Genomic DNA, 15,628 nt, shown 5'->3' with positions numbered 1-15,628 from the left:
CAGGGACCAAAATGAGCAGATTCCAGACACTGGCCGCCAAGCTCGGCATCATCGGCGGCACGCTGCTGGTGGCGGCATTCGCCTCCATTGGCTACACGCTCTGGGCAAGCTGGCAACTCGAAGGCGGCGCGGCGGCCGTCAACGAAGCTGGACGCATGCGCATGCAAACGTGGCGGCTCGCGCAGACGCTTGCGCGTGGCGACGCGGTGTTGGCGAAGACCCAGATCGACCAGTTCGGGCAAAGCGTCGCCCTGTTGCGCGACGGCGATCCGGCGCGGCCATTGCTTGTGCCACGCGATACGCGCTCGACGGCAGCCTTCGCAGACGTGCAGCGCACCTGGCGCACAGTACGGGCGGCGTGGACCGCCTCGCCCGCACCGGACCCGACGCAGGCTGCGCAACAGGCTCAGGCCTTCGTCGAACACATTGACGTCCTCGTTTCGGCGATCGAAGTGCGCCTCTCCTATCTGACCACCATCCTGAACCTGCTGCAGGTTCTCATGGTCGGCCTGACCATCGCCAGTGCGGTAACGTTGCTCTATTCGGCGTATCTGTTCGTCTTCAATCCCCTGGAGCGGCTTAGATCCGGCCTCGCTCGCGTGCGCGAAGGGGACCTGTCGGCGCGGGTCGCGGTCGAATCGAGCGACGAGTTCGGCGCCCTCTCGGAAGGCTTCAACCGCATGACGGAAACGTTGCAGGAGCTTTACCAGAATCTCGAAGTCAAGGTGGAGGAAAAGACCTTGCGGCTCGCCGCACAGCATGGCCGATTGACAGCGCTGTACGAAGCGAGCGCGTTTGCGGCTCACGCCTCGACGCTGGACGAACTGGCCGATGGTTTTGCGAAGCAGGTGAGACGCGTCGCGAAGGCGGACGCATCGGCCGTTCGCTGGTCCGACGAAGCGAACCTGCGGTACCTGCTGGTGGCGTCGGACGGCCTGCCTCGCAACGTAATCGACCGCGAACAGTGTATTCCGACGGGTAATTGCCATTGCGGCCAGTCGATGGCCCAGGCCGACACACGCGTGATCCCGATCCGGCTCGACGGTGAGGGACTGCTGCGCGGCTGCGGGCAAGCGGGCTTCGCAACCGTCATCAGCGTTCCCGTGCAACTTCAGGACCGGATGATCGGCGAGATGGATCTGTTCTACCGCACCCCCACCGCCCTGAGCGGGGAAGACCGCACTTTGCTGGAGACGATGGCCAGCCACCTGGCTGTCGCGATCGAAGGGCTCAGGGCCGGCGCGCTCGAACGTGAAGCCGCCGTCGCTGCCGAGCGGAGCCTGCTCGCGCGGGAAATGCATGACTCCATTGCGCAAAGCCTCGCGTTCATGAAAATCCAGACTGGCCTGCTGCGCAGCGCACTCAAAGATGCCGACGCACTGAGGACGGAACGGACGGTCGGTGAGCTCGAGGCCGGCATTCACGAAAGCCTGTCCGATGTGCGGGAATTGCTGATGCACTTTCGTACGCGCACGAATGCCGAGGACATCGTTCCTGCGCTGCAAACCACCCTGCAGAAGTTCGAGCACCAGACGGGCCTGATCACCCATCTGTCAATTGAAGGCACCGGCGTTCCATTGCCTGCCGACGTGCAGGTGCAGGTGTTGCATGTCGTGCAGGAAGCGCTTTCGAACGTCCGCAAGCACGCCCGCGCGAGTGAAGTGTGGGTGGACGTCCAGCAGGCGCCGCAGTGGCGCGTGGAAGTCCGGGACGACGGCTGCGGCTTCGCCACGGGCGCCACGGCGCAGGACGAAACCCATGTCGGTTTGCGCATCATGCGCGAAAGGGCCGAGCGCATCGGGGCCGACGTCGAAATCGCCTCGGTGCCTGGCTCGGGCACCTGCATCGTGCTGACACTACCCGAACGCAGGAGACTGGCAGCATGATCGAACAGAAACAGATTCGCATCCTCGTGGTCGACGACCACACCCTTTTCCGGCGTGGCGTGATTGCGCTTCTGACGGTCGATCCGCGATTCGTCGTAGTCGCCGAGGCCGGTGATGCCGGTGAAGCGTATCGACGCGCTGCCGAAACGCAGCCCGATATCATTCTCCTCGACAATCATCTGCCGGGCGTGAATGGCGTGGACGCACTCGCCGGGCTAAGGGAAGCGGCGCCGCAGGCTCAGGTGTTGATGCTCACTATCAGTGAGGACGAGAACGATCTGGCTGCGGCGCTCCGCGGCGGCGCACGCGGCTATCTGCTCAAGACGGTCGACAGCGACGGGATGGCCGCCGCAATCGTGAGAACAATGGCGGGCGAATCGGCGATCAGCCCTGAAATGACCGGCAAGCTGGTGACCGCGTTTCAGTCACTGCAAAGCGGGTCAAAAGTGGACGAAGCATCCCCCGATCAGGATCCGATTCATACCTTGTCTGCCCGCGAGGACGAGATTCTGGGACATATCACGCAGGGCAGAACCAACAAGGAAATAGCACGAGCGCTGAACATTGCCGAAGCGACGGTAAAAATCCATGTGCAGCACATCCTGCGGAAGTTAAAGCTCAGCTCGCGCGTGCAAGCGGCGGCCTATGCCGTCGCTCGCGCAGCCTGATTGCGCGCGGTGCGCAACGGACGACGGCATGACCGAAACGCCATCGTTGCCCGCCGAATCGACCACGTCACTGCGACCGCCGTCCATGCAGGGCAGCGTCCCAGGAAATCTACGACTTCTCGCTATGCCGCCAAGCGGGATTTGACGGCAACCCTACTACCGGACACGCAACACCAGCGACGCCGCCACTTGTCGGGTCCACAACATGGGCGTCTAATCTGAAAGCGCGACTGGCGTTCCACGCTGATCTCAAACCCGGAGGTACCCAATGAACGACGAAGCATTTAACCTGAGCGTGCGTAAGTTCCTCAAAATGGTCGGCATCAATTCTCAGCGAGAAATCGAACGCGCGGTTGCCAAGGCCATCGCTGACGGCACCATCTCCGGAACAGAATCGTTTCCGGCGCAGGTGACACTGCACATTGCGGGGCTTGGCCTGAGCGTCGACTTCAAAGGCGAAATCGCGCTTGAATGACCTGATCAAGCCCAAACGATACGCATGGCGACGCACAAAAAACCCGCCTCGATGGCCGCAATAGCTGCATGCGACGACCGTTGGTCCCCGGCGAACCTGCGAGTCCGGTAGCCGTCCAACATTGTGCTCTACACTGCCTGGCGCACGTTCGGCAGGTAGTGGCGAATACTCGCGGCGCCTCGCAACGGACAACTGACTTGTGCCGACCGCAGGACTTGTGCCGACCGCAGGCGGTCAATCGTGCTCCTTCAAAGAATGAGTCTTGATGAAGGTGAAGGAGGTATCACCCTTCTCGCTTTATTGCGCGGCGACAAATCGATTGAACGCCCCCACCTACCGGATGCGAAAAGCAGAAGGAAGTGGACCCTCACGGGCCGACGGCACCAATGTGCCCAAATGAGCAGATCATTGAGATCTTCACAGGCTAGTGCAAGCGTTTCAGTACCTTGGCTGGCGCCGGGTTTGGCGTCTTCATCGGATCACTCATGGCCGACCTTGTATCGCCGGAATTCTACCGCCCACTTGTTCCTGCGACACACCCCCCTCAACGGCCCGTGCGGCTAGCGCGAGGTCAACGGCTGCAACCAGCGTCCTGCGGACATCCATGCTTGTTGACGTTCGCCAAATTTTTACCCTCCGCCAGGTCAAAATTCAGTCGGCGCGGACAATTAAGGTTGCAGGGTGGCCCTGACGATCATTGCAAAGAGGCGGCCGAGATCTGCCTCGGCCTTGACCCCGGCGAACGGATCGCGGTTTGCTCCAAACGCCTCATTCAGTTCGTTCCAGTCCACCTCCGTCAGCCATTGACGCGCGGCAGGCAGAATCACCTCTTCTTCCAGACGCTTGTGATTTGCGGAAAACACGGCGTATTCATCGACCATCTCGCGCAACACCGCGAGAGCGGACTCGCCCGCCAGTTCGTATCGGGTCAACGCATGTTCGATGCTTTGCACTCGCGCTTTGCCTTCAGCGTGCTGTTTCTCCAACTCGTCGATGGTTTTGTCGAGGTCGTTGGCACGGTGCCGCAGGCGCGCGAACAGATAGCGCTCTTCCTTGGGATGATGTAGCTGCTCGGGATATTCGCTAATGTAAAACAGCATGGACCGAAGCATCACCGGCCCAGGTGCATCTACGCCGGCACCGAGCAGCTTGACAAAGCGTTGCATGCCCGTGATGACCATCGATAGCTGCTGGTGTTCCCTAAGGATTACCTTTACGGCGCTTTGCGGAGCCAGCGTTTGCATATCACCCCCTCTTACCCGTGGATGCGGCATCTTCAACCTGCGATCGCCTGAGTCCCCATGGAACAAAATATAGAGGGCGCGACGAGTAACCCCATGATCTGCATCAAAGGCAGCGCCGATCAGGAGCGCAGCCCACTCAGCCACTACGAAAACATGGGTGAACACCGCGGAAGGCGATCAGGAACTGTACGGTAACGACTTCTCGGCCTCGGCGAGTGCCGCAAGCCGGACAATGCCGAGGTCTATCCGATCTGAGGGAGTAGCGAAAATTCGTTATCGAGGAAAGCGATTCAAACGTGCATGAGAACAGTTGCGACCGATCATGAACGGATTTTCATGATCGGTTCAGGTTGCGTTCAGCACCACGCCCCATCGTTCAAATCGAATCCTCGCGTTCGTCCGGCCTATGATGCAAAGCAAGGGAAAGCGGCTGGGCGAAATTGCCGATTGAAGTGGAGAAGAACCAATGGAGACACGAACAAAGTGCAAAGCCTGCGTATCCAAACGGCGCCTTGCTTGCGCCTGAGCACCACAGGCACCATCCCCGACACGCATGCTGGCCGTTGCGCGGTGACCGGTGCCAAGAGGATGCCACGTAGTCTCACCCTAGTCGCTTGCATGGTGAGCCTGCTCCTGTCTGTCGCCAACGTCCATGCCACGCAGACCGTCGACGCGGGGTTGCCGGTCTACCAGCCGGAACAGCGCGTCGCCGGGACCATCAGCAGTGTCGGCGACGATGCGATGAAGCCGTTGATGAACGAATGGCTCGCAGCATTTGAACAACGCCAGCCCGGCGTTCGCCGTGGACCAAACTGGCAACATGAGAGCGACGTAACGGCATTCGGCGCTTTGATGTTCGGCAATGCCGACATCGCGCCGCTCACGCGCGAGCCATGGCCGACCGAGTTGCAGCCCTATGCCCACCAGTTCGCCGGTGACATGATGAAATCGCCGTTGCTCGTACGCGTCGCAAGTGTGGATGGACGTCCGGCGTACATCGCAGTGAATCAACGCCCCGGCGCACCGCTGCCGCAGAAAGTTAAAGAGTTTCTAGCGTTCATGCTGAGCCGCGACGGGCAGGAAATCGTGGCGAACCACGCATCCTTCCAGCCGCTCAGCGCCAACGAAGCCGCGAAGGAAAACGCCAGGCTACAAACCTTTCTCCCGCCGCTCGATCCTGCATTGCAGGTCTACAAGACAGTCGCAAACCTGCACGGCAAGATCGACAGTATCGGTAGCGACGGCATGAAATCGCTGATGGATACCTGGATTCAGGATTTTCATCGTGTCCAGCCGGGCGTACAAAAAGGTGAACGCTGGGAGCATCTGGGCACCCTGAACGGTTTGCTCGCTTTGCTTGTCAACGACACCGACATGGCGCCGATGGGTCGTGAACTCTGGCCAGAAGAAAGTCGCGCCTACGATGCCACGCATCATCAGAAGTTCCCCGTCGAGATCCGCGTCGCGCGCGGCGGCTTCAATACCCCGCAACGCACCACGGCACAGGCTATATTCGTGCCTGAGAACAACCCGCTGACGCAGATCACGGTGGCGCAACTGGCGGAGATCCTCGGGGAACACCCGACTATTACGCGCTGGGGGCAACTTGGCTTGACCGGCGCGTGGGCGGATCGACCCATTACGATCTACATGCCGCCCCATGTCGCGCCCAACGCGATGTCGATGCAAGTCATGGTGCTCAAGGGCGGTCGGTGGAATCGCGCCGTGCATGAAGGTTCCATCGCCCAGACCGCCGAGGCGATTGCGCACGACCCGGGCGCAATTGGCTTCGGCGGCCTGGAGGAAGGAGGTGCCGGCCTCAAGGCGCTGGCGGTGGCAGGCAAGGCGGGTGGCCCGTTCTACGCGCTCGACGCCGAGAATGCTTCCAGCGGCCGCTACCCGCTCACACGCTACATGTATATCCGTCTGAACCGGCCGCTGTCCGAACCGGTAAAAGCCTTCCTGCGCTATATTTTGAGTCGCGCGGGCCAGGAGCCCGTGCGCTATTCCGCCTATTTCCCGCTGAACGCAACCGAGGCGCGGCAGGAACTGGCCAAACTCAAGTAAGCGCTACGTCATTGCCGCCTCGCGCGGCTCTCCTTCTCCGTTTTTATTGTTTGCACTTCCATGCCGGTTCGGCACCCGTGACACCTATGCCGCCGGTGTTGCGCGGGCCTGCGCCGCTGTGCCGTCGCCCCGCCTTCCCGCCCCTCTTGCGCCATGCATGATGGGCGTCCCTGAACAGACTTTCATTTTCGATTCAGCCTGATTTTAGGCTGGATCTCTATAAATGAGCTTGTTCAATACGCTACCCGCAAAGACTTGCAACGCGTATTCGTCCAGGAACACTGAGCGCGACTCGCGCGACGCCATAACACTGACATTCAGGAGATCGCACCATGAAACACACGGCTTTGCGCATTGCGCTTGGCGCCCTGGTGATGGGCACCCTTTCCCATTCCGCCCTTGCAGCCAACGAAAAGATAACGTTGATGGTCGGCGGCATGGAAAAGCAGATTTACCTGCCGGCCAAGCTGGCGGAACAACTCGGCTACTTCAAGGAGCAAGGTCTCGACGTCGAACTGCTCAACGAACCGGCCGGCGTCGACGCAGAGAACGAACTGATCGCCGGGCAGGTACAAGGCGTGGTGGGCTTTTACGATCACACCATTGATCTGCAATCGAAAGGCAAGGTCATCGAATCTGTCGTGCAATTCAGCCATACGCCCGGTGAGGTCGAACTGATCTCATCGAAACTCGCCAATACGGTCAAGTCGCCGGCCGATCTGCGCGGCAAAACGCTGGGCGTCACCGGGCTCGGCTCCTCGACCAATTTCCTGACGCAATATCTGGCGGTATCGCATGGCGTACCGATCAGCGAAGTGACGTCGCTGCCGGTCGGCGCCGGCAATACCTTCATCGCGGCCCTCAAGCAGGGCAAGATCGACGGCGGCATGACCACCGAGCCGACCATCTCGCGCCTGCTCAAGACCGGCGACGCCAAGGTGCTGGTCGACCTGCGCTCCCCCGAAAGCACCCAGAAGTGGCTGGGCGGCTTGTACCCGGCCGCCTCCCTCTATATGCAGACAACCTGGGTCAACGCCCACAAGGCCACAGCGCAGAAGCTCGCCAACGCATTCGTCAAGACGCTCCGTTATATCTCGACCCATAGCGCCGAAGAACTCACCGCGAAAATGCCGGCCGACTACTACGCCGGCGACCGGGACAGTTACGTCAAGGCGTTGGCCGTCGGCAAGGTCTCGTTCATTCCGGACGGCCGTATGCCGGAGTCGGGTCCGCAGACCGTGCTCAAGGTCTTGTCGGCGTTCGACAAGGGTCTGAAGGGCCGCAACATCGACCTGTCGAAAACCTACACCACGGAGTTCGTCTCGGCGGTGCCCGCGAACTGATGCCGGGTTCACGGGCCGTGGCGATCTGTTCGCATCGCGACTGCGGCGTGCCGCGGCCGCGAGGTCGATCCCTGTTTCGATGAGGGGTCGCGCTCATCGCCCTGCTCCAACGCGCGAACGCCGCCACGACGCGGCGCGCCCATTCCACAACGAGAATCTGGCACTTAAGGTGAGTTACCTATGACAGTCCAACTGGCAACCGGCAGGCCTGCGGCCGCAAACATCGGCGGCACCACGCCCGCAATCGAACTCGAGCGCGTCAGTCGCAGGTTCGTCAGCCCGGAGGGCAAGGCCATCATGGCGCTGCAGAACTTCAGCATGAGCGTGGAGAAAGGTCAGTTCTGCGCCGTGGTGGGCCCCACTGGCTGCGGCAAGTCCACCACGCTCAGCCTGATCACCGGCCTCGCCCGGCCGAGCGCCGGCACGGTCCGGATCTGGGGCCAACCGGTGACGGGCATCGACCGCCGCATCGGCTTCGTGTTTCAGAGCGATGCGGTTTTCCCCTGGAAGAGCGTGCTCGATAACGTCGCCGCCGGGCCGATCTATCGCGGCATGCGCAAGGATGAAGCTCACGACAAAGCCATGGACTGGATTCGCCGGGTCGGCCTGTCGCGCTTCGAACGGCACTATCCGCACCAGTTGTCGGGCGGCATGCGCAAACGCGTGGCTCTTGCGCAGACCTTCATCAACGAGCCCGAAATCCTCTTGATGGATGAGCCATTCTCGGCGCTCGACGTGCAGACGCGCGCACTGATGCAGGACGAACTGCTGCATCTATGGAGCGTCAACGGTGCTTCAGTGGTTTTCGTCACACACGATATCGAAGAAGCGATTGCACTCGCCGACAAAGTCTTCGTGCTGACGTCCGGGCCGGCCACCGTCAAAGCCTCCTACGAAATCGGCTTGCCGCGCCCCCGCGAGGTCTCGGAGGCGCGCTATTCGCCACGTTTTATCGAACTCTCCCGCCAGATCTGGAACGATCTGCGCGATGAAGTCCATATCTGACTGCCCGCAGGCATTGCGAGGAACACCATGAATACCCGAATGACTGGATTGCCGACGCAGGAGATCGAACTGCGCCAGGTGGAACTCGAAGCGCAAGGGAAAATGCGCCGTCGCCAAACGCTGGTTCACATACTTCGCATCGCGGTGCTGGTGGTGACCCTCGGCGGCTGGGAACTGGCGGGACAAACGGGATGGATCGATCCATTCTTTTTCTCCATGCCGTCGATGATCGTCAGCCAGATCTGGACATGGCTGACCGAGGGCACCTCGCAGGGCCCGCTTTGGGTGCAGGTGCTAGTGACGCTGGAGGAAACCGGACTCGGCTTCCTGATCGGTGGCGTGGGCGGCGTCATCGCGGGCATTGCGCTTGGCCGCAACAAGCTGCTTGCCGACGTATTCAGTCTCTACATCAAGATCGCCAATTCGATTCCGCGCGTCGTGCTTGGATCGGTGTTCATCATCGCGCTGGGACTGGGCATGGCGTCGAAGGTTGCGCTGGCAGTCGTGATGGTGTTCTTCGTGGTATTCGCCAACGCCTTCCAGGGCGTGCGCGAAGCGGACCGGAATCTCATCGCCAACGCCCACATCCTCGGTGCGTCGAAGCGTCAGGTCACCCTGACAGTGGTGCTGCCCGCGGCCATGAGCTGGATTCTGGCGAGCCTGCACGTCAGCTTCGGTTTCGCGCTCGTTGGGGCCGTGGTGGGTGAATTCCTTGGCTCCCGGCAAGGCATCGGTCTGCTGATCTCGACGGCTCAGGGTGCCTTCAACGCAGCCGGGGTTTTCGCCGCGATGATCGTCCTGGCGGTCGTGGCGCTGGGTGCGGAGTTCCTGCTCACCCAGCTTGAGAACAAGCTTCTCAAATGGCGTCCGCCGCAGTTTACCGAAATCGGCCATTAACCCGATGGTGGCCGTTGCGTGCGGCCGCCGTTTTCCCCCTGGTGCGCCGACCGCACGCCCCTACCCATGCACCTTCAAGCCCCCCACTTGAGGTGCCAAACAAAAAACACCTTAGGATACCGAATACTATGTCCAGCTTTCCCCGCCGAACCCCTACGGCTCGTCTCGCCCGTACCGGCCCGCGGATCGTAGCAACGATACTCTCCGCCGGTACATTGCTGGCGTGCCACAGCGCCCTAGCCACCCTGCCCTTCGTGACGGACGATGCAGAACCCGTTGAAAAGGGGCATTTCGAGATCAACGCGGGTGCCACCGGCACCGTCAGACAAGATGAACACAGCGGTGCGCTGCCCGCTGTCGAGATCAACTACGGCGCGACCGAGAACCTCGAGGTCAGCGCGAATCTCGGCATGTCATTCATGCATCTGAGCGGCGAGAAACTCCACTACGGGTTCAGCGACATGGAACTCGGCGTCAAGTACCGCTTCATTACAGAAGACGACAAGGGTATCCGCCCTCAAGTGGCATTCAGCCCTAGCGTGACTCTTCCCACAGGCAACGATCACCTCGGCCTTGGCGACGGTCACAGCCATGTGTTGCTGCCGTTGTGGGTGCAGAAAACGATCGGTGACTGGACAACCTTCGGCGGCGGAGGTTATGTCGTCAATCGTCATGGGAACGAGAAGGGTTATTGGATTGCAGGTTGGGCGGCCGTGCGCAAGATTAACGAGCAGCTCGAACTCGGCGGGGAAGTGTTCTATACCAGCGCTGCCACCGCCGCCGATCCATCGTCACTGGCTTTCAACCTTGGTGGACAATACAACCTCACAGACCGCGATCGACTGCTGTTCTCGGTGGGCCGCGGTCTCACCAATGTCAAACAAACCAATCAGTTCTCGTACTACCTCGGCTATCAGCGCGATCTCTGAGATCGCCGACGCAAACACAAGATCGCGCCCCCCCGGTAACATCCCGGCGCCGACACGCGCAGCGACCCACACGAGTCAGGTCGCGTCTGCTTCGCGCAATGGAATATCTTGCGATGTGGCGACTGCACCGTCGGTCGACGTCTCAGCAGGAATCTCGAACACCATTCGCAAGCCGCAGCCGCCATGCGCGGACTCGGCGAAGATGCGACCACCGTGCAGTTCAACAAGGCTGCGGCAGATGGCCAAGCCAAGTCCGGTGCCCTTGTCCTCACCGGGGCGGTTGATACGCACGAAGCGCTCGAAGATGCGTCCACGCTGCTCCTCAGGCACGCCCGGACCCTCATCCTCGATACTCACTTGCCACGTGCCATCCATGAGCGTGGAGCGCAACGTGATCCGACCGCCCGCCGGCGATGCCGAGAGCGCATTGCTCAGCAGATTGAGCAGCACCTGCCGCAACCATTTCGGTTCAATGGCCACCTGTCCGCAACCGTGGTGGGTCAGGAAAAATCGCAGTTGCTGATGCTCCGCCAACACATGGGCGTCCTGTGCGAAGCACTGCAGAAATGGCTCGGGGTCCTGCAGTCTGAGATCGAGTGTAATGGCACGTGCATCGGCGCGCGACAGAAACAACAAATCCTCGATGATGCGATTGAGCTGCGCGAGTTCCTTGATCTGGATCTGCACAGCCTGTTCCTGCACCGGCAGCAACTGCCCCTCCATCACCAGTTTCTCCGCCTGCAGCCGCACCAACGTCAACGGGGTCTTGAGTTCATGGGACGCCTCCGCAGTGAATCGGCGAATCTGGTCGAACGAAATCTCGAGACGATCGAACATCTGGTTGAGCAGGCGCGCCAGGTCGGAAATTTCGTCCTTCGCCGCCGCGACTGGAATCCGTTCGCTAAGATTATCCGAGCGAATTCGGTCGGCAGTGTCCTGGATCAACCTGAGCGGGCGCAGCGCCATCCGGCTGAAGCCGTAGCCAATGACGCTGCTGACTACGATCATGACCAGCAACAACCCGTAGAAGGTCCGTTCGTAACCCTCCATCACCACCTTTACGTGGTTCTTCGAGGTGGCGATAAGGACCTTGTACGGTCCCAACGGAAACAGACCCGCCCGCAATTCGCCCAACCCATCGACAAACGCATTGAAGACGTGGGCCTTCGGCAACACGGGGATCTGATGGCCACGCAGGCCCTGCGAGCGAAACACGACATCGCCGTTCGGTGCATCGACCTCGACATAGAAGAGTTCGAGGTCATCGCTCATCATGGCGTGCACGCGATTTCGCAGCACGTCCTGCGACAACGCCTTGCCGGCAGGGCCGACACCCGCCTTCAGTTGTTCGAACTCGGATTCGTTGAGCAGGTCCAGCGCATGAATCGCATGCCGCTCCATGAAGTAGCGTCCGGCCAGAAACAGCGAGGCGAACGTCACCGTTGAGGCAAGTACGTAGCAGATCGCGAGGCGAGCCCCGATCGATTTCATATGAGCTGATAGCCTACGCCACGAACGGTCTTGAAGAGCGCCTTGCCGAGCGGGACCTCGAACTTGGCGCGCAGCCGACTCATGTAAACATCGAGGAGATTGGTGTCGACGTCATAGTGAGATTCCCAGATCTTCTCGGAAATCAGAGTACGGGGCAGAATTCGACCGGGGTTCTGCAGAAATATTTCGAGCAAGGCGAATTCGCGGCTGGTCACGTCGACCGGCTGCCCGTTCAGATGCACCGTACGGCTCAGGAGATCGAGCTTGACGCCCTGGTGCTGCAGCACCGTCTCCTTCACGGCGGACTGTCGCCGCAACAGGGATCGCAAACGTGCCAGCAGTTCTTCTACGCTGAACGGCTTGGCCAGGTAATCGTCGGCGCCCACGTCGAGACCGCTGATGCGATCCTCCACCGCGTCGCGTGCACTGAGAATCAGCACGGGCTCGTTAAATCCTGCGCTGCGCCATTCGCGCAGCAGGGCGAGACCATCGCCGTCAGGCAAGCCAAGATCCAGCACGATGACGTCGTAATTGGTCTCACAGAGCGCGTCGCGCGCCTCAGCGCAACTTCCTACCCAAGTAGCGGTATAAGCACGCTCGATCAACGCTTGCTTAAGAAACAGACCAAGCTTGCGTTGGTCTTCAACGATCAGAATTTTCATATATCGAGGCAGCGTCTCCGATGATCTCAGGCTAGCGCAAACTCGCTACCATCACAAGCAATGCACTGATTCGGCGGTGCTTTCCGCTCCTGTACGAATGAATATTTAGCAGCGCCACCTGAACGCAACCTGAATTTTCGAATCAGGGGTAACCCTCGGTGCTGTGTCGCTGACGCGGCTCTTAGCGGCTCTTAGCGGCGCTTAGCGTCCCCACGCATGCGTGCCCATCCTGCTACCCACTACGCGACGTACCGCACCATCGCTTGTGATGTTCGCGTGTCAAGGTCACGGCCGCGATTGAGGTGATCGTCGATCTCCGCGGCACAGCCGATCATCCGGCCGTACAGGAAGACGGCGAAGGCCGCCGTCTCGAGTTCCTGCTCAGAGACGTCGCCGGCCTGGTGCCGGCTCCACAACATCTTCAGCAGTAGTGACGCTATGACAGCGTCGATGTTGACCGCGAACACATTGCGCGTCACGTTTTCGTCGTACAAGGCCTGCACCAGCGTGCGGTAGTAGTCGTGAAAGATGTTGTACTCGCCCCGGCCGTCGTAAAGCTTGAGCACGAACGCCTCGCGTGGGTCGACGTTGACCGGCTTACCCTTGAATACCGGATGGTTGATGCACGGCAACGCCCCAACCGCGTGCGCGCCGGCCTCCTTGCGCCGCGCACGCTCGATACCGTATACGCGGGCAAAGTCCGTCGCCATCGCTTTCAGGTCAAGTCCATGCGCCGGGTTCCCGGGATCGGCCAGCCCGACACCCCTGAAACGCTCGAGCAGGAAGGCAACACCTTCGAAACCATTGCCTCCGTGCGCGAAACCCGAGTGAGTGAGAAAACCCACCATCGCCTTATTCAGCTGGACACGATCCGGGTTTTCCGGACCGTCAGCGGATGTCGCTCCTTTCGCCCCCTGCGCCGAAATGGCGCCGGGACCGTTAGTCAGCAGAAGCCCGACCAGGGTTTCGAACGCAAACAGATCCGCGGGGGTCGGCTCCACGCCGATCAGGGCAATGCAAGCCATCTCCGTCAGGGAGCGACGACCGACGATCTCGGCGTTCGGAATTCCGCATACGGATTCTGGTCGATGCTGTGCCTCGTCGATCGATGCGCCGATCAGCGTGCCGAACAGGCGCATCCACCACGGCAGGCTTTCCGCCGTCAGCCGGGACACCCGTTTGCGCATCAATGGGTTCCATGCAAGCGTCGTCGTTATCGCTGCAAGCACGGCGTCTGCACGCGGGTGCTCGCCGAGCGACTCGAGATAACGGACGAACACCGATTGCACGCCACGCTCCTTCAGACCGGCCAGGACAAGCTGCGCGGTTGCATCCCGCTCGCCACCAATCAGTATTTCGCGCGTCGCCGCATCCGTTGGCATCGTGGTCACGTCGAAAGTCTCGTCGAGCGCATCGTGCAGACCTGCGCTCGTCCCGAGATCGATGAGCGCGCGCACTGCCTGCCGCGCGCCCGCCGCGCGGCGCGGACCGACAATGCTCAGGGCGGCGGCGAGCACACTGTTCGGCGCATTGCCGGCCTCGCGCGCCGCCTGTGCCGCTGCGAGTGCCGGATTGCCATTCAGGTTGATTTCGGCGCCGATCGCGACATTGACCAGCTTCGCGTCGTTCTCATCCCCTGGATCGTGCAGCAGCGCGAGACACACATTCGCCTCAAGCGATCGCTGGGCGGCCTGGAGCATCGACACGCCGTGCAGGCTGGACACCTGAGTCTTCGGGTCCATCCGCGAGGCGCCAGACGCATCCTTCATGTTTTGACGAGGCGGTACCGCGCCAACTTGCCGGTTCAGCGCAGCGATCTGTTCGTCGTACGGCGGCATCGCGTCAGCCGTTGGAATATCAAGTTCGGGCGGCAGCAATAGCCCGTTGCATGACTTGAACCACGGCTTCAGCGCGAGACTGCCTTCCGGCGCGAAATCCGGAAGCGCGCCGTTCTCCCGCATGACGGCGGTAAGCGCCGCCGGAATGTGCGCAATATTGGTAACCAGTGCGCCCCTCGCAGAGACTACCGGCGACTCGGGCGTAAACACGCCGTCGACACCGAACTTCTCCATGAACCAGCGCTCCTTGGCTTGCGCGTCATCGTCTCCACCCGCCAGTGCGCCCGCATGGCCTACAGCACGCGTCAGCTTGCGTTTCCACCTGCCGACCACGCATGCCACCACCGGCTTGGTGAAATGTGCGTCGAGTTCGTAATAGCCTCCCGGCTCGGCGTACAGCACCGCAGCCTTGCTGCGCGCGTCGTTGGCAAGGGCAAACGCGAATTCGGGCGCGGCGAAATGAATGTACACATCCTTGCCGCTCGAGATCAGGGTCGTCGTACCCCAGCCGGCCATCCGCAGATAGCTCGCGATCGTTGTCGTGAAACCACCGGAGTTCGAGAGGATAGCAATCGACCCTTTCCTCAGCGATTCATCAGGGCTATCGCCGCCCAACGCGCCGCCGATCCGCACCCGGTTCCACGCGTCGGCAACGCCCAGACTGTTGCCGCCGAATATATCGATGCCATTTTGCTGGCCCATCGCGCGAATCTCGCGCGAATCGTGCACTGACATCTTCTCAGTCACGATGAAGATCTTCTTCAGGCTGCGGTTCACGCGAATCAATTCCGCGACGCCGTCACGCGCCGCAGACGGTGGCAGGTAGATCACGCCACAATTGAACGCGTGTCCGTCCTCCAGACCTTCCACCACGTTGTTGTAGACGGGAATGTTGCCGATCGAAGTCTCGAGAACCTGTCCCCGTCGTCCTGGCGACGTCCCGAACACGACATTGCCGCCGGAATAAATATGGCCGGCCGGCGTCACCTGCCGCGACTCGCTGCCGAGAATGTTTAACACGCAAACACGGTCGTCGCGAGTCGCGGCCTGCGCGAGCGAACCGATACCGACGTAGTACTTGAAATCACCTACACCTTGCTTGTACACGGTGGTCTCCGTTCTT

General features: G+C 61.0%; 12 protein-coding genes. 8 read left to right on the top strand and 4 right to left on the bottom strand.

Going from position 1 to position 15,628, the window contains the following annotated elements; all coding sequences use genetic code 11:
- The first annotated feature begins 11 nt into the window (after positions 1-11).
- From DLM46_RS26550 to DLM46_RS26540, 3 genes are all read left to right on the top strand, one after another.
- Positions 12-1,886, top strand: coding sequence for a type IV pili methyl-accepting chemotaxis transducer N-terminal domain-containing protein (locus DLM46_RS26550; protein ID WP_115105411.1), 1,875 nt, complete (start codon positions 12-14; stop codon positions 1,884-1,886).
- Positions 1,883-2,554 carry a response regulator gene (locus DLM46_RS26545; RefSeq protein ID WP_115105410.1) on the top strand — a complete coding sequence of 224 codons (672 nt, stop codon included), beginning with the start codon at positions 1,883-1,885 and terminating at the stop codon, positions 2,552-2,554. The genes DLM46_RS26550 and DLM46_RS26545 overlap by 4 nt, the downstream gene beginning before the upstream one ends.
- A gap of 268 nt (positions 2,555-2,822) precedes the next feature.
- Entirely contained in the window at positions 2,823-3,029 is a 207-nt protein-coding gene (locus DLM46_RS26540) for a DUF6494 family protein (protein ID WP_115105409.1), read from the top strand.
- Between the two features lie 668 nt (positions 3,030-3,697).
- On the opposite strand, the gene DLM46_RS26535 is transcribed toward DLM46_RS26540, so the two are convergent.
- Positions 3,698-4,438: a hemerythrin domain-containing protein gene (locus tag DLM46_RS26535; RefSeq protein WP_341868602.1), complete on the bottom strand. Its 741-nt coding sequence runs from the start codon at positions 4,436-4,438 to the stop codon at positions 3,698-3,700.
- 453 nt (positions 4,439-4,891) lie between these two features.
- On the opposite strand from DLM46_RS26535, the gene DLM46_RS26530 reads away from it, so the two are divergent.
- The 5 genes from DLM46_RS26530 to DLM46_RS26510 all read left to right on the top strand — a co-directional run bounded on the left by DLM46_RS26530 (position 4,892) and on the right by DLM46_RS26510 (position 10,514).
- Positions 4,892-6,340, top strand: coding sequence for a substrate-binding domain-containing protein (locus DLM46_RS26530; protein ID WP_208866334.1), 1,449 nt, complete (start codon positions 4,892-4,894; stop codon positions 6,338-6,340).
- 332 nt (positions 6,341-6,672) lie between these two features.
- Positions 6,673-7,683 carry an ABC transporter substrate-binding protein gene (locus DLM46_RS26525; RefSeq protein ID WP_115105407.1) on the top strand — a complete coding sequence of 337 codons (1,011 nt, stop codon included), beginning with the start codon at positions 6,673-6,675 and terminating at the stop codon, positions 7,681-7,683.
- A gap of 180 nt (positions 7,684-7,863) precedes the next feature.
- Complete coding sequence (locus DLM46_RS26520; RefSeq protein WP_115105406.1) at positions 7,864-8,688, top strand: ABC transporter ATP-binding protein; 825 nt, start codon at positions 7,864-7,866, stop codon at positions 8,686-8,688.
- A 27-nt stretch (positions 8,689-8,715) separates the two neighbouring features.
- Positions 8,716-9,585, top strand: coding sequence for an ABC transporter permease (locus DLM46_RS26515; protein WP_115105405.1), 870 nt, complete (start codon positions 8,716-8,718; stop codon positions 9,583-9,585).
- Between the two features lie 128 nt (positions 9,586-9,713).
- Complete coding sequence (locus DLM46_RS26510; RefSeq protein WP_165848063.1) at positions 9,714-10,514, top strand: transporter; 801 nt, start codon at positions 9,714-9,716, stop codon at positions 10,512-10,514.
- A gap of 75 nt (positions 10,515-10,589) precedes the next feature.
- On the opposite strand, the gene DLM46_RS26505 is transcribed toward DLM46_RS26510, so the two are convergent.
- The 3 genes from DLM46_RS26505 to DLM46_RS26495 all read right to left on the bottom strand — a co-directional run bounded on the left by DLM46_RS26505 (position 10,590) and on the right by DLM46_RS26495 (position 15,612).
- Positions 10,590-11,825: an ATP-binding protein gene (locus DLM46_RS26505; RefSeq protein WP_208866333.1), complete on the bottom strand. Its 1,236-nt coding sequence runs from the start codon at positions 11,823-11,825 to the stop codon at positions 10,590-10,592.
- Between the two features lie 176 nt (positions 11,826-12,001).
- Positions 12,002-12,667 (bottom strand): response regulator, encoded by a 666-nt coding sequence (locus tag DLM46_RS26500; RefSeq protein WP_115105402.1) that lies wholly within the window; start codon positions 12,665-12,667, stop codon positions 12,002-12,004.
- Between the two features lie 239 nt (positions 12,668-12,906).
- On the bottom strand, positions 12,907-15,612 hold the full coding sequence (locus DLM46_RS26495) for a CoA-binding protein (protein ID WP_115105401.1): 2,706 nt from the start codon (positions 15,610-15,612) through the stop codon (positions 12,907-12,909).
- Positions 15,613-15,628: the final 16 nt, after the last annotated feature.

Source organism: Paraburkholderia lacunae (assembly GCF_003353175.1).
Classification (GTDB): domain Bacteria; phylum Pseudomonadota; class Gammaproteobacteria; order Burkholderiales; family Burkholderiaceae; genus Paraburkholderia; species Paraburkholderia lacunae.
Note: the sequence above shows the minus strand (reverse complement) of the source record. Positions and strands in the feature narration are given on the sequence as shown.

Coding starts and splice junctions, on each gene's coding strand:
- DLM46_RS26550 (WP_115105411.1), top strand. CDS start 12: ATGAGCAGATTCCAGACACTGGCCGCCAAGCTCGGCATCATCGGCGGC.
- DLM46_RS26545 (WP_115105410.1), top strand. CDS start 1,883: ATGATCGAACAGAAACAGATTCGCATCCTCGTGGTCGACGACCACACC.
- DLM46_RS26540 (WP_115105409.1), top strand. CDS start 2,823: ATGAACGACGAAGCATTTAACCTGAGCGTGCGTAAGTTCCTCAAAATG.
- DLM46_RS26530 (WP_208866334.1), top strand. CDS start 4,892: ATGGTGAGCCTGCTCCTGTCTGTCGCCAACGTCCATGCCACGCAGACC.
- DLM46_RS26525 (WP_115105407.1), top strand. CDS start 6,673: ATGAAACACACGGCTTTGCGCATTGCGCTTGGCGCCCTGGTGATGGGC.
- DLM46_RS26520 (WP_115105406.1), top strand. CDS start 7,864: ATGACAGTCCAACTGGCAACCGGCAGGCCTGCGGCCGCAAACATCGGC.
- DLM46_RS26515 (WP_115105405.1), top strand. CDS start 8,716: ATGAATACCCGAATGACTGGATTGCCGACGCAGGAGATCGAACTGCGC.
- DLM46_RS26510 (WP_165848063.1), top strand. CDS start 9,714: ATGTCCAGCTTTCCCCGCCGAACCCCTACGGCTCGTCTCGCCCGTACC.
- DLM46_RS26500 (WP_115105402.1), bottom strand. CDS start 12,667: ATGAAAATTCTGATCGTTGAAGACCAACGCAAGCTTGGTCTGTTTCTT.